Annotated in this window: 11 protein-coding genes and 1 tRNA gene; 10 read left to right on the top strand and 2 right to left on the bottom strand. The window is 63.2% G+C overall.

What is annotated here, in order from left to right:
• Window positions 1-48 precede the first annotated feature (48 nt).
• Window positions 49-1,074, bottom strand: coding sequence for a LysM peptidoglycan-binding domain-containing protein (locus tag DKK67_RS20695; protein WP_111498426.1), 1,026 nt, complete (start codon window positions 1,072-1,074; stop codon window positions 49-51).
• Between the two features lie 374 nt (window positions 1,075-1,448).
• Between DKK67_RS20695 and def the strand changes: the two genes are divergently transcribed.
• The 10 genes from def to DKK67_RS20645 all read left to right on the top strand — a co-directional run bounded on the left by def (window position 1,449) and on the right by DKK67_RS20645 (window position 12,050).
• Window positions 1,449-1,952, top strand: a complete 504-nt coding sequence (gene def / locus DKK67_RS20690) for a peptide deformylase (protein WP_111498425.1) — start codon at window positions 1,449-1,451, stop codon at window positions 1,950-1,952.
• Window positions 1,953-2,090: 138 nt separating this feature from the next.
• Complete coding sequence (gene fmt, locus DKK67_RS20685; RefSeq protein WP_111498424.1) at window positions 2,091-3,026, top strand: methionyl-tRNA formyltransferase; 936 nt, start codon at window positions 2,091-2,093, stop codon at window positions 3,024-3,026.
• Window positions 3,027-4,355 carry a 16S rRNA (cytosine(967)-C(5))-methyltransferase RsmB gene (rsmB, locus tag DKK67_RS20680; RefSeq protein WP_111498423.1) on the top strand — a complete coding sequence of 443 codons (1,329 nt, stop codon included), beginning with the start codon at window positions 3,027-3,029 and terminating at the stop codon, window positions 4,353-4,355.
• On the top strand, window positions 4,352-5,725 hold the full coding sequence (gene trkA / locus DKK67_RS20675) for a Trk system potassium transporter TrkA (protein WP_111498422.1): 1,374 nt from the start codon (window positions 4,352-4,354) through the stop codon (window positions 5,723-5,725). The genes rsmB and trkA overlap by 4 nt, the downstream gene beginning before the upstream one ends.
• A gap of 19 nt (window positions 5,726-5,744) precedes the next feature.
• Complete coding sequence (locus tag DKK67_RS20670; RefSeq protein ID WP_111498421.1) at window positions 5,745-7,193, top strand: TrkH family potassium uptake protein; 1,449 nt, start codon at window positions 5,745-5,747, stop codon at window positions 7,191-7,193.
• Window positions 7,194-7,392: 199 nt separating this feature from the next.
• On the top strand, window positions 7,393-8,337 hold the full coding sequence (glyQ, locus tag DKK67_RS20665; protein ID WP_111498420.1) for a glycine--tRNA ligase subunit alpha: 945 nt from the start codon (window positions 7,393-7,395) through the stop codon (window positions 8,335-8,337).
• 2 nt (window positions 8,338-8,339) lie between these two features.
• The gene (gene glyS / locus DKK67_RS20660; protein ID WP_111498478.1) at window positions 8,340-10,415 is read left to right on the top strand and encodes a glycine--tRNA ligase subunit beta; all 2,076 of its coding nucleotides are present in this window, start codon (window positions 8,340-8,342) and stop codon (window positions 10,413-10,415) included.
• A gap of 4 nt (window positions 10,416-10,419) precedes the next feature.
• The gene (gene gmhB, locus DKK67_RS20655) at window positions 10,420-10,974 is read left to right on the top strand and encodes a D-glycero-beta-D-manno-heptose 1,7-bisphosphate 7-phosphatase (protein ID WP_111498419.1); all 555 of its coding nucleotides are present in this window, start codon (window positions 10,420-10,422) and stop codon (window positions 10,972-10,974) included.
• 91 nt (window positions 10,975-11,065) lie between these two features.
• A tRNA-Pro gene (locus DKK67_RS20650) sits at window positions 11,066-11,142 on the top strand.
• Window positions 11,143-11,300: 158 nt separating this feature from the next.
• A complete protein-coding gene (locus DKK67_RS20645; RefSeq protein ID WP_111498418.1) occupies window positions 11,301-12,050 on the top strand; it encodes a VC0807 family protein in 750 nt (249 codons plus the stop codon).
• A 109-nt stretch (window positions 12,051-12,159) separates the two neighbouring features.
• Here DKK67_RS20645 and gyrB read toward each other — a convergent pair whose 3' ends face one another.
• Window positions 12,160-14,574: a DNA topoisomerase (ATP-hydrolyzing) subunit B gene (gene gyrB / locus DKK67_RS20640; RefSeq protein WP_111498417.1), complete on the bottom strand. Its 2,415-nt coding sequence runs from the start codon at window positions 14,572-14,574 to the stop codon at window positions 12,160-12,162.
• Window positions 14,575-14,596 lie beyond the last annotated feature (22 nt).

Raw genomic sequence — 14,596 nt, 5'->3', positions numbered from 1 at the left:
CTATCCAGTCTGTCCAGGCGAGCGGTCCATCCGCTCAAACAGGTCGGGTCAGGGGTTGCTCACCCGATCACCGACCGCCAGGGTCCGGGTTGCCTTGAGCACCAGACCATAGCTCAGTTTCTCATAGCTCTGGAAGACCATCAGCAGACCCGCGCGCTCGTCCGGCAGCTTGACCGCTTCCTTGGTGACCGGGTCCTGTACGGTGTTGCCGGCCTGGAACACCGCCAGCACGTTACCCGGCTTGAGGCCTTCGCGGGTGCCACGGTTGATCACCACCACGTCGTACTGACCGATCTGGGTGACGCCACCTTCCACCGCAATCATGGAGCCGGTGATGTCGCTGTCCGGCGCGCTCGGCGAGAAGGTGGTGTTGATCTTGCGGTCTTCGGTGGGCAGCAGGCGGTCGCCGATGCGGACTTCTTCGTCGCTGCGCTTGAGCTCCATGGTCAGTACTTCACCGTTGGTGTCGGTGATCTCACCGGAACCGATGGCCTTGGCTTCCAGCCCCAGGAACTCGTTGGTTTCCGGATCGGTGTAAACGCGGTTGCGGCGGAAGATGCCCAGGTTGTCGTTTTCAGCCTCACCCCGGGCGTAGACGGTGTCGCCGGCGCCGGTAATGATGCGGGAATCCTCACCCTCGAGGATGTAGGGCGCGGCCTCAAGCACCTCCGGGTCGACGACGCGGGTATCGCTCAGGAAACCTTCGATGGCGTCCAGCGGAATCGCCGGCACCGGGGTGTCGATCGGGGTGGAGCGCACCTTGGGCGACAGCTTGACCACACCACTGCCGCCTTTCCTGGCCACCTTGGTCACACGAGGCTCGCCGTCGATATAGACCAGTGCCAGCTGATCGCCGGGATAGATCAGGTGCGGATTGCTGACCTGGGGATTCACGTGCCAGATTTCCGGCCAGTACCAGGGGTTGTCCAGAAAGCGGGATGAAATGTCCCAGAGGGTATCGCCCTTGACGACAGTGTAGCGATCGGGATGGTCCGACCGTAACTCAGGGCCGGCCGCATGTGCTCCCTGCACCAGCAGCAACACAGCCGTCAGAACATACAGCAGTTTCCTCATTGTCCGGGTCCTTGATTGCTTTACTTTGTCCGGTGGAACCTGAGCCCGCTTGGCGTCCGGCGAAACGGTTCCGCTACCCACATCCCCCTACTATAGAAGATGTCAGTCGGTTTGTGATGTTATCTTTTGTTCTTCCAGTAAATTCTGGATTCAGACAGTAACAGGCCCGGCCGGCGTTCGCAGGGGGTTCTGTCATGCCTGGTCAGTTTGTAATCAGCCCGGGAGATGATAGATAATAGACTATCGGCGCCATTGAGGACGTCATCTTGAAACTCGCCGCGCGATCCCGATCATAGAGGATACGGGAGGGTCAATGTGCGGTACACCGTCGCATTTTGGCCAGGAAACGCGGTCAACCAAACGATTTGATACCCATGATACTTGAGATTCTGGAATTCCCCGATCCGCGCCTGCGGACCGTAGCCAAGCCGGTCGAGACCGTCACCGACGAGCACCGCAAGCTGATCGATGACATGTTCGAGACCATGTACGACGCCCCGGGGATCGGCCTGGCGGCGACGCAGGTGAACTGGCACGAACAGATCATCGTCATGGACCTGTCGGAAGACCAGAGCGAGCCGCGGGTCTTCATCAACCCGGAATTCGAGGTGCTCGAAGGCGACCTGCAGGGTATGCAGGAAGGCTGTCTGTCGGTGCCGGGCTTCTATGAAGAGGTCAACCGGCCGGATCACGTCATGATCCGCGCCCTGGACCGCAACGGCGACGCGTTCGAGGAAGAGGCCACCGGGCTGCTGGCGGTCTGTATCCAGCATGAGATGGACCATCTCAAAGGCAAGCTGTTCGTCGATTACCTCAGTCCGCTCAAGCGCACGCGGATTCGCAAGAAGCTGGAAAAACAGCACAAGATCCGGGCCTGATCACAGGCCCACCCGTTTGTGGTTTACAATGGATCGGACAGGACCGGGCAACAGGCCCGGTTTTTTCGTTTGTAACGGGTCCCCGCCACCCTGTACACCCAGACCGACAGACCAGCAACAGACCGAAGGAGGCGCCGCGTGCGCATCGTTTTTGCCGGAACCCCGGATTTTGCCGCTATCGCACTGAAGGCGCTGCTTGAGCACGGCCATGACGTGGTGGCCGTCTACACCCAGCCGGATCGCCCGGCCGGCCGCGGCCGCAAACTGAGCCCCAGTCCGGTGAAGCAGGTGGCCCTGGACGCCGGCATCCCGGTGTGCCAGCCGGAGAGCCTCAAACCGGCCGACGCCCAGACGGAGCTGGCTGCCTTCGATGCCGACGTCATGATCGTCGCCGCCTACGGCCTGATCCTGCCGCAGGCGGTGCTGGATCTGCCCCGGCGCGGCTGCCTCAACATCCACGCCTCGCTGCTGCCTCGCTGGCGCGGCGCCGCGCCGATCCAGCGCGCCATCGCCGCGGGCGACACGGAGACCGGCATCACCATCATGCAGATGGATGCCGGCCTGGATACCGGTGACATGCTGCTCAAACTGACCACGCCGATCCACGCCGACGACACCGGCGGCAGTCTGCACGACCGCCTGGCGGATCTCGGCGGGCAGGCCATCCTCACGGCACTGGCCGAACTGGCGGCCGGCAACCTGCAGCCCGAACCGCAGAACGATGCCGACGCCAACTACGCCCACAAGCTGAACAAACAGGAAGGGCACCTGGACTGGCAGCAGCCAGCCACCGACCTCGACCGTCTGGTACGGGCCTTCAATCCGTGGCCGGGCACCTTTACCGACGTGGGCGAGCAGCGTCTGCGCATCCACGCCGCCACCGTGCTGGACGCGCCCAGCGCAGCCGCCCCCGGCACCGTACTGCGCCGGGAGAGGGACGGCGCCGACGTGGCCTGTGGCGAGGGCGTGCTGCGCCTGACCCGGGTGCAATTGCCGGGCAGCCGCGCCCAGAGCGTGTCGGACCTGATCAACGGCGGCCGCGAAGTGCTGCTGCCGGGCGAGGTGCTGCACTAGATGGCCCGCCAGCAACTTCCCCTGCGCGCACTCGCGGCCCGGGTGATCCAGTCCGTCACCCAGGGGCAGTCTCTCTCCGATGCGCTGCCACCGGCCCTGCGCCAGGCCCAGGAACAGGACCGCAGCCAGTTGCAGGCCCTGTGCTACGGCACCTGCCGCTGGTACCACCGGCTCGACGCCGAACTGCAGACACGCCTGCACAAACCGCTCAAGAAGGGCGACCGCATTGCGGTGCCGCTGATCCTGCAGGCGCTGTTCCAGCTGCGTCACAGTCACCAGGCCGAGCACGCGGTGCTCAATGAAACCGTGGCCGCCTGCCGGTCGCTGGGCAAACCGCACCTGGCAGGCCTGGTGAACGCCATCCTGCGGGCGGCCCAGCGCGACGGCGAGCCCGAGCCAACGACGCCGGCCGCGACCTTCAGCCACCCCCAGTGGCTCACCGAAAAGCTGCGCCATAACTGGCCGGACCAGTGGCAGGCGATTCTCGACGCCAACAACGCGCAGGCGCCCATGACCCTGCGCGTCAATGCCCGCCAGACCACCCGCGACGCCTACCTGGCCGCGCTGGATGAGGCCGGCATCGAGGCCAGCGCCACCCGTTTCGCGCCTCACGGCATCCAGCTCGCGGAACCCTGCGGCGTCGACCGGCTGCCCGGTTTCGCCGAGGGGCGCGTCAGCGTGCAGGACGAGGCAGCCCAGCTGTGCACCGAACTGCTCGACCTGGCCCCCGGTCAGCGCGTGCTGGACGCCTGCGCCGCGCCAGGCGGCAAGACCTGCGCTATTCTGGAGGCACAGGCAGAAATCAAAGAGGTGGTGGCTCTGGATCAGTCGGCGCAGCGCCTGGAACGGGTGCGGGAAAACCTGGAGCGGCTGCGTCTGCCGGCCACGGTCAGCGCCGGCGACGCCGCCGACCTGGAGCGCTGGTGGGATGGGGAGCCGTTCGACCGCATCCTGCTGGACGTGCCCTGCAGCGCCAGCGGCGTGATCCGCCGCCATCCGGACATCAAACTGCTGCGGCGCGAGGACGACATCACGCCGCTGGCCGCCATCCAGATGGGTCTGCTGGAGCGCCTGTGGAGCACCCTGAAACCGGGCGGTAAACTGGTCTACGCCACCTGTTCCGTGTTCCCGCAGGAAAATCACCGTATAATCCAACGCTTTATCAAGGCGCATGAGGACGCTGTCCTGACCATGCCGCCGGTTTCCTGGGGTCAGGACACCGGCGCAGGGCGGCAGCTCTTCCCGGACGCCGGGTCGCACGACGGGTTCTTCTACGCCTGCCTGACCCGACAGGACGATCACGCAGCCAATCAGGCCTCTACGTCATGAAAATCATCATCCTGGGCGCCGGCCAGGTCGGCGGCACCCTCGCCGAGAACCTGGCCAACGAAGCCAACGACATCACCGTCATCGACAGTGACAGCAGCCGGCTGCGCGAGCTCCAGGACCGGCTCGATATCCGCACCGTGCAGGGCCGCGGGTCCTATCCGAGCGTGCTGCGCCAGGCCGGCGCCGAGGACGCGGACATGCTGATCGCGGTCACCAACAGCGACGAGACCAACATGGTCGCCTGTCAGGTGGCCTACTCGCTGTTCAAGACGCCGACCAAGATCAGCCGGGTGCGGGCCAACGCCTACCTAGCGCGCAAAGAGCTGTTCAGCACCGACGGCTTCCCCATCGACGTGCTGATCAGCCCCGAGCAGGTGGTCACCCGCCACATCACGCGGCTGATCGAGTACCCCGGCGCGCTGCAGGTGCTGGAGTTCTCCAAGGGGCTGGCGCGACTCGTCGCCATCCAGGCGACCAAGGGCGGCCCGCTGGTGGGCCACGAGCTGTCTCACCTGCGCACCCACATGCCCAAGATCGATACCCGGGTAGCGGCGATTTTCCGCAAGGACCGCCCCATCATCCCGCAGGGGGACACGGTGATCGAAGACGGCGACGAGGTCTTCTTCATCGCCGGCACCGACCACATCCGCTCAGTGATGAGCGAGCTGCAACCGCTGGAAAAACCCTACAAGCGCATCTTCATCTGCGGCGGCGGTAATATCGGCCAGCGCCTGGCGCACAACCTGGAAAACCGCTACCAGGTGAAGCTGATCGAGCGCAACCGGGACCGCTGCGTGATGCTGTCGGAAAACCTGCGCAAAACCATCGTGTTGCAGGGCAATGCCGCCAACAAAGACCTGCTGCTGGAAGAGAACATCGAGAGCACCGACGTCTTCTGCGCCGTCACCAACGACGACGAGGCCAACATCATGGCGTCGCTGCTGGCCAAGCGGCTGGGGGTGCGCAAGGTGCTGACGCTGATCAACAACCCGGACTACGTGGACCTGATCCAGGGCGGCGAGATCGATGTGGCCATCTCGCCCCAGCAGACCACCATCGGCAGCCTGCTGACCCACGTGCGCCGGGGTGATGTCGTAAACGTTCACTCACTGCGCCGGGGCGCTGCCGAGGCGATTGAGGCCATCGCCCACGGCGACCACCGGTCGTCCAAGGTGGTGGGCAAGCGGCTGGATGAGATCCCGCTGCCGGAAGGCACCACCATCGGCGCCATCGTGCGCCATAACGAGGTTTTGATTGCTCACGACCACCTGCGCGTCCAGCCTGACGATCACGTGATCCTGTTCCTTGTGGACAAGTCCCGGATCCGCGACGTCGAGCGCCTGTTCCAGGTTGGTCTGACCTTCTTCTGATCCGGGTTTAATCCGATTCATGCGACTGTCGGTCATTCTCAAGATCCTCGGCATCCTGATGATGCTGTTCAGCTTCACCATGCTGCCGCCGCTGGGCATCTCGCTGATCTATGACGACGGTCAGTGGCTGCGCTTCGCCGACGCCATGGCGATTGTCTTCATCGGTGGGCTGCTGGTGTGGGCGCCGTTCCATTCGGTGCACGGCGACCTGCGGGTGCGCGACGGGTTCCTGATCACCACCCTGTTCTGGGTGGTACTGAGCGTGGCCGGCTCGATTCCCTTCTACCTCAGCGATAACCCGCCTCATTCCTACGTGGATTCGCTGTTCGAAGCCGTCTCCGGCCTGACCACCACCGGCGCCACGGTGATCACCGGCATCGACGACCTGCCGCATTCGATCCTCTGGTATCGCCAGCAGCTGCAGTGGCTGGGCGGCATGGGGATCATCGTGCTGGCGGTAGCGATCCTGCCGATGCTGGGCATCGGGGGCATGCAGCTGTACCGCGCCGAGGTACCGGGCCCGGTCAAGGACAATAAGCTCACCCCACGCATCGCGGAAACCGCCAAGGCGCTGTGGTACATCTACGTGTCGCTCACCGCGATCTGCGCCATTGCCTACTGGATGGCGGGCATGAGCTGGTTCGACGCCATCGGCCACAGTTTCTCCACCATCGCCATCGGCGGGTTTTCCACCCACGACGCCAGCATCGGCTATTTCAACAGCCCGGTGATCGAGATGATCGCGGTGGTGTTCATGGTGCTGTCCGGCGCCAATTTCGCGCTGCACTTCATGGCCTGGCGCCAGCGCAATCCGCTGCTCTATCTGGCGGACTCGGAATTCAAGCTGTATATCGGCGCGCTGATCGTGGTCAGCCTGATCACCATCGGCGTCCTTATCGGCACCGACACTCTGGGCCCCATGGAAGCGGTCACCAGCGGCATCTTCGAGGTGGTCTCCCTGGCCACCACCACCGGCTACGCCACCGCGGACTTCTCCGTGTGGCCAGCCATGCTGCCGTTCCTGCTGTTCGTGATGTCCTTCATGGGGGGCTGTGCGGCGTCCACCGGCGGCGGCATCAAGGTGGTGCGCATCCTGCTGATCTTCCGGCAGGGGTCGCGGGAAATGAAACGCCTGCTGCACCCCAACGCGGTGATGCCGGTCAAACTGGGCAACCGGCCGGTCTCGGACCGGGTGCTGCAGGCGGTGTGGGGCTTCTTCTCGGTCTACATGTTCATGTTCGTGGTGCTGCTGGTGATCCTGCAGGCCACCGGGCTAGATCAGGTGACCGCCTGGACCGCCGTCGGCGCCACCATCAACAACCTGGGCCCCGGCCTGGGCGAGGTGACCTATCATTACGGCACCATCAACGATACCGCCAAGTGGGTGCTGTGCTTTTCCATGCTGCTTGGGCGGCTGGAAGTGTTCACCCTGCTGTTGCTGCTGACCCCCGCTTTCTGGCGTCGCTAGCACGCGCCGTTCCAGACGGGGAGGCGGCGGCCCAAGTCGACTGTACAAAACACGAACAGGTTTCGAAATAGCGTGGCGAGAAGCGTATAATGCCGGTTTTCGCGCGCGCCGCGGGTTGTTTCCACACGCCCGATCCCCACTTAACCAGTGCGCAAGGCGCCACACACAGAGAGATAGACAGGCAACCGTCGTGACTGAGATGGCAAACACGGACATCAAGACTTTCCAGGGCCTTATCCTGGCCCTGCAGCAATTCTGGGCACGGCACGGCTGCGTCGTTCAGCAGCCGCTGGATATGGAAGTCGGGGCCGGCACTTTTCACCCGTCCACTTTCCTGCGGGCGATCGGTCCGGAAACCTGGAACGCGGCCTACGTTCAGCCCAGCCGCCGGCCCACCGATGGCCGTTACGGGGAAAACCCCAACCGTCTGCAGCATTACTACCAGTTCCAGGTGGTGCTCAAGCCATCGCCGGACAACATCCAGGAGCTGTACCTGGATTCGCTCAAGGCGCTGGGCCTGGACCCGCTGGTGCATGACATCCGCTTCGTCGAGGACAACTGGGAATCGCCCACGCTGGGCGCCTGGGGCCTGGGCTGGGAAATCTGGCTCAACGGCATGGAAGTCACCCAGTTCACCTACTTCCAGCAGGTGGGCGGCCTGGAATGCTACCCGGTTACCGGCGAGCTGACCTACGGTCTCGAGCGCATCGCGATGTACCTGCAGGGCGTCGACAGCGTCTATGACCTGGTCTGGACAGAAGGCCCGGACGGCGTGGTGACCTACGGCGACGTGTTCCACCAGAACGAGGTGGAAATGTCGACCTACAACTTCGAACACGCCGACATCGACTTCCTGTTCCAGTGCTTCGACGTTCACGAGCGCGAAAGCCAGCGCCTGATCGAAGCGGGCCTGGCCCTGCCGGCCTACGAACAGGTTCTGAAGGCTTCGCACACGTTTAACCTGCTCGATGCCCGTCACGCCATTTCCGTGACGGAGCGGCAGCGCTATATCCTCCGCGTACGCACCCTGGCCCGCGCCGTGGCCCGGGCCTATTTCGACAGCCGCAAGGCTCTGGGCTTCCCCATGGCGCCGGATGCCCTGCGTGAAGAAATGCTGGCGGACGCGGAAAAAGGGGACGCATGATCATGGCAACACAGGATTTTCTGGTCGAAATCGGCACCGAGGAGCTGCCTCCCAAGGCGCTGAAGACGCTGTCCGAGGCGTTCACCGCCGGTTTCTGCAAAGGCCTCGACGACGCCGGTATCGAGTATGGCAAGGTGGAATCCTTTGCCGCGCCGCGCCGTCTGGCCATCCGCGTCAGTGACCTGGCCGACGCCCAGCCGGACAAGGCTGTGGAAAAACGCGGTCCCGCCGTGAAGGCGGCCTTCGACGACGCCGGCAACCCGACCCGCGCGCTGACCGGCTTCGCCACGTCCCTGGGCGTGACGCCGGACCAGCTGGATACCCTGGAAACCGAAAAGGGCGCCTGGGTGGTCTACCGCACCGTCGAGCAGGGCAAGGCCACCGCCGATCTGGTGCCGGATCTGGTCAACCAGTCGCTGGCCGGTCTGCCGATTCCCAAGCGCATGCGCTGGGGCGCCCACAAGTCCGAATTCGTGCGCCCGGTGCACTGGATCGTGCTGCTGTTCGGCAGCAAGATCATCGACGCCGACATCATGGGGCTGCCGGCGGGTAACGAGACCCGCGGCCACCGCTTCCATTGCCCCAAGGAACTGATTATTCCGACGCCGGACGCCTACGAACTGGTCCTGCGCGAGGAAGGCTACGTGCTGGCCAACTTTGCCGAACGTCGCGACAAGATCCGCGCCGGCGTGACCCGCCTGGCGCAGGAAAAGGACGGTAAGGCCGTCATCGATGAGGAACTGCTGGACGAGGTCACCGCCCTCAACGAGTGGCCGGTGCCGCTGATGGGCGCTTTCGAGGAACGCTTCCTGGACGTGCCCGCCGAGGCGCTGATCTCCTCCATGAAGGAACACCAGAAGTACTTCCACGTTGTGGATAACGCAGATCGCATGCTGCCGTTGTTCATCACCGTGGCCAATCTGGAGAGCAAGGACCCGCAACAGGTGGTCGAAGGCAACGAGAAGGTCATCCGTCCGCGTCTGGCCGATGCCGCCTTCTTCTACGACACCGACCGCAAGCACACCCTGGAAAGCCGCATCGACGCCCTCAAGCCGATCGTCTTCCAGGAAAAACTGGGCAGCCTGCACGACAAGTCCGTGCGCGTGGCCAGCCTGGCGAAGAAGATTGCCGAAGCCATCGACGGCAACCCGCAATACGCCGAGCGCGCCGCGATGCTGGCCAAGACCGACCTGGTCAGCGAAATGGTGCTGGAGTTCACCGACCTGCAGGGCATCATGGGCGAATACTACGCCCGCAACGACGGCGAGCCGGACGAGGTGGCCGGGGCCCTGAACGAGCAGTACATGCCGCGCTTTGCCGGCGACGACCTGCCCCGCAGCCTGACCGGTAGCGCGGTGGCACTGGCGGATCGCCTGGACTCGCTGGTCGGCCTGTTCGGTATCAACCAGCCGCCTTCCGGTACCCGCGACCCGTTCGGCCTGCGTCGCTCGTCGCTGGGCGTGCTGCGTATCATCGTCGAGCGTGAGCTGCCGCTGGACCTGCAAACCTGCTGCCAGTGGGCGGCCGATAACTTCACCTCGCTGACGGTGGAGGACCCGGTCACGCCGGTGGTGGACTACATGCTGGAACGGTTCCGCGCCCATTACGAGGAACAGGGCATCGGCGCCGAGGTTTACCTGGCGGTGCACGCCCGCCGTCCGACCCGGCCGCTGGACTTCGAACAGCGTATCCAGGCTGTGGAAAAATTCCGTCAGCTGCCGGCCGCCGAAGCCTTGGCCGCTGCCAACAAGCGCGTGTCCAACATCCTGGTGAAGCAGGGTGGGGACAGTCTGGGCGACACCGTCGACGCCAGTCTGCTGCAGGACGACGCTGAGAAGGCGCTGGCCGACGCGGTGGACGCCCAGGCGGAGAAGGTTGCGCCGCTGTTCGCACGAGGCGACTACGCCGCGGCACTGGCGTCCCTGGCGGATCTGCGCGAGACGGTGGACCGTTTCTTCGACGAGGTCATGGTGATGGCCGACGACGAGTCCGTGAAACGTAACCGGCTGGCGCTGCTCAATCGCCTGCGGAACCTGTTCCTGCAGGTGGCGGACATTTCCCTGCTGCCGACCGGCTAGCGCGATGCTGATCATCCTCGACCGCGACGGAGTGATTAACCGTTACCACGGTGAATACATCTGTTCGGTCGAGGAGTGGCTGCCGATAGCCAGCAGCATCGACGCCATTGGCCGCCTGACCCGGGCCGGGCATCAGGTGGCCGTGGCCACCAACCAGTCCGGCATCGCCCGGGGTTTCTACGACCATCTCATCCTCGACGCCATGCACGCCCAGCTGCGCCGCCTGGTGGACGCCGTGGGCGGTCGCATCGACTGCATCGCCTACTGTCCGCATCACCCGGACGAGGACTGCAACTGCCGCAAACCCCGCACCGGTCTGCTGGAGGACATCCGCGACCAACTGGGTCTGGCGGACCTGACGGACGCGATCATGGTGGGGGACAGTCGCAAGGACCTCGAGGCGGGCCTGGCGGCGGGCTGTAAGGCCGCCGCGCTGGTTCGTACGGGCAACGGCCGGCAAACCGAAAAAGAGCTACACAAAGCGCCTCTGGGCGCTGTGACGGTCTGGAAGAATCTGTCTGCGTTTGTGGATAACCTGCTCGGCGCGGACGGATCCTGATCCCGCCCACCGACTGACTCGCCGGCCGGCAAAAAAGACCGCATAAGGGGGTGGCATTCCCCGCAATCATCAGTATAATACGGCCGAAATTCGGCGTGTGGCGCAGTCTGGTAGCGCACTTCGTTCGGGACGAAGGGGTCGCAGGTTCAAGTCCTGCCACGCCGACCATTTTCCCTCCCTTCAATGACTTAGCGTCATTTACCCCGCGTTTTCCACAGATCAATCCCAATCTTGAAAGGTCAGGCCGTAACCGCCATTCTTCGGTATACTGCCAGCAGCAACGTTGCCAACGGCAAAGCCTTCCTGACCGACCGGATTCGCGCACTATGAGTCAACAATCCTCAGCGGCCGCCACCGCGCCGAAACATCAGCAACGCCCCTGGGCCGACCTGCTGATCAGTATCGTTATTCCTTCCGTCATCCTCATGAAGTTCAGCGGCGAGCAGGACCTGGGGTCGGCCAACGCGCTCATCGTGGCGCTGGCCTTTCCATTGGGTTGGGGTCTGTATGAACTGGTCCGCTTTGGCAAGAAGAACTTCATTGCGGTACTGGGGCTGATCAGCATCCTGTTGACCGGCGGCATCGGCCTGCTGCACCTGGATGCCGAATGGCTGGCGATCAAGGAAGCCGCCGTGCCACTGATCATCGGCCTGGCCGTGCTGATATCCACAAAGACGCGTTATCCACTGGTGCGGACGCTACTGTACAACCGCACGGTGCTCGATGTGGATAAAATCCACGATGCGCTGGTGGAGAAGGGCAATGAAGGGGTGTTCGAAACCCGTCTGATGCGGGCCAGCTACTACTTCGCGGGCACATTCCTGTTTTCCTCGGTGATGAACTACATCATCGCCAAATGGATCGTCACCAGCCCGTCCGGCACACCGGCGTTCAATGAGGAGCTGGGCCAGATGACCCTGGTGAGCTATCCGATGATCGCCATCCCCTCGATGATCATGATGATCGCCATTTTCTACTATCTGTGGCGCGCCATCCGTAACCTGACCGGCTTCAAGCTGGAAGAGGTACTGTCACCGGCCCTGGCCGCCGCCCAGGACGACAAAGACAAGTCCTGATCGGCCACGGATCCTCCCCTTCAATTGAGTTTTCCACAGATATAAAAAAGCCCGGGCAATGCCCGGGCTCTTTATATCCAGATCTTTTAACAGATCTATCCACAGCTTTTTACACGTCGAGGTTGGTCACTTCCAGCGCGTTGGTCTGGATGAAGTCCCGACGCGGCTCCACCTCGTCCCCCATCAGGGTGGTGAAGATCTGGTCCGCGGCGATGGCGTCCTCGATGGTCACCTTCATCATGCGGCGGGTGTCCGGATCCATGGTGGTTTCCCACAGCTGTTCCGGGTTCATCTCGCCCAGCCCCTTGTAGCGCTGGATGTTGAGGCCACGCTGGGCTTCCTTCATCAGCCACTGCAGGCCACCCTCAAAGCTCAGTACAGCCTGTTTGCGCTCGCCACGCTGGATGTAGGCGCCTTCCTCGATCAGACCGTCCAGCTTTTCCCCAAGGCGGGCAATAGCCGCGTAAGAAGCTGACTCGAAAAACTCGTGATTGAACACGTGGGTCTGTGGGATTCCGTGCACGAAGATTTCCACACGCGGCAGATACAGTTTGCGCTCTTCGTCCTCGTGCACCGAGAACACGTACTTGGTGCCCGTGCGGGTATCCAGATCGAGGCCCGCACCCAGGCGTCCAACCCATTCGGTAACCGCATCGCGGTTGCTCAGGTCTTCCGGCTTGAGGGAACTGTTGTAGATCATCTGCTCCAGCACCTTGGTGGGGTAGGCGCGTGACAGACGATCGATCATGGCCATCACCGACTGGTATTCCTTCACCAGGGATTCCAGCGCGGAATCGGCAATGGGCGGAGCCGACGGATTGACGTAGAACTGGGCACCTTCCAGGGCGGTCTGAGTGAGGTAGGCTTCCTTCGCCTTCTCGTCCTTCAGGTACTGCTCCTGCTTGCCACGCTTGACCTTGTACAGCGGCGGCATGGCGATGAACACGTGGCCGCGCTCAATGATCTCGCGCATCTGGCGGAACAGGAAGGTCAGCAGCAGCGTGCGGATGTGGGAACCGTCGACGTCAGCGTCCGTCATGATGATGATGGAGTGATAACGCAGCTTCTCCGGATCAAACTCTTCGCGACCGATGCCACAGCCCAGGGCGGTGATCAGCGTGCCCACTTCGGCGGAGGACAGCATCTTGTCGAAGCGCGCTTTCTCCACGTTGAGAATCTTGCCCTTGAGCGGCAGGATCGCCTGGGTGCGGCGATCACGGCCCTGCTTGGCGCTGCCGCCGGCCGAATCACCCTCCACAATGTACAGTTCGGACAGGGCTGGATCCTTCTCCTGGCAGTCCGCCAGTTTGCCGGGCAGGCCGGCGATATCCAGAGCGCCCTTGCGGCGGGTCATTTCCCGCGCCTTACGCGCCGCTTCCCGGGCCCGCGCCGCGTCGAGCATCTTGTTGACGATGATCTTGGCTTCGTTGGGCTGCTCGTTCAGGAAGTCGGAGAAGGTCTGATACAGCTCCTGCTCGACCGCGGTCTTCACTTCGGAGGAGACCAGCTTGTCCTTGGTCTGGGAGGAGAACTTGGGATCCGGCACCTTCACGCTGATGATCGCGGTCAGACCTTCCCGGGCGTCATCGCCGGAGGTGGCGATCTTGGCCTTCTTGCCCAGCCCTTCCTGCTCGATGTAGTTGTTCAGCGAGCGGGTGAGGGCAGCGCGGAAGCCTGCCATGTGGGTACCACCATCCCGCTGCGGGATGTTGTTGGTGAAACAGAAGATGTTCTCCTGGAAGGCATCGTTCCACTGCATCGCCACTTCCACGGCGATGCCGTCTTCGCGTTCGCCATTGAAGTGGAATACCCGGTTCAGGGGCGTCTTGTTGGTGTTCAGGTGCTCAACAAACGCCCGCAAACCACCTTCGTACTCGAAGAGATCTTCCTTGCCGGTACGCTCGTCGGTCAGGCGGATACGCACTCCGCTGTTCAGGAACGCCAGTTCCCGCAAGCGCTTGGCCAGGATGTCGTAGTGGAAAACGATGTTGCTGAAGGTTTCCGGCGACGGCACGAAGTGTACTTCGGTCCCGGTCCGGTCGGTTTCGCCTTTCTGGCTGAGCGGGGCATCCGGGACGCCATCGTGATAGGTCTGCTCCCAGACCACTCCGTCACGCCGGATCGTCAGGCGCAGCTGGGCGGACAGGGCGTTGACGACGGAAACCCCGACGCCATGCAGGCCACCGGAAACCTTGTAGGTGTTGTCGTCAAACTTACCGCCGGCGTGCAGGACGGTCATGATGACCTCGGCGGCGGAAACGCCTTCTTCCTCGTGCATATCGACCGGGATGCCCCGGCCATTGTCGCGCACGGTCACCGACTCGTCGGGATGGATGACGATGCCAATCTCGCTGCAGAAGCCGGCGAGCGCTTCGTCAATGGAGTTATCGACGATCTCGAAGACCATGTGGTGCAGGCCCGTGCCGTCATCCGTGTCGCCGATGTACATACCGGGACGTTTGCGAACGGCATCCAGCCCCTTGAGGACCTTGATGCTGGAGGAATTATAAGTCGACGTTGTCATTCGGACGCTCCTAAAGCGCAGA

The organism is Marinobacter bohaiensis, assembly GCF_003258515.1.
Taxonomy (GTDB): domain Bacteria; phylum Pseudomonadota; class Gammaproteobacteria; order Pseudomonadales; family Oleiphilaceae; genus Marinobacter_A; species Marinobacter_A bohaiensis.
The sequence above is the reverse complement of the archived record's forward strand: the minus strand, read 5'-3'. Positions and strand labels throughout refer to the sequence as shown.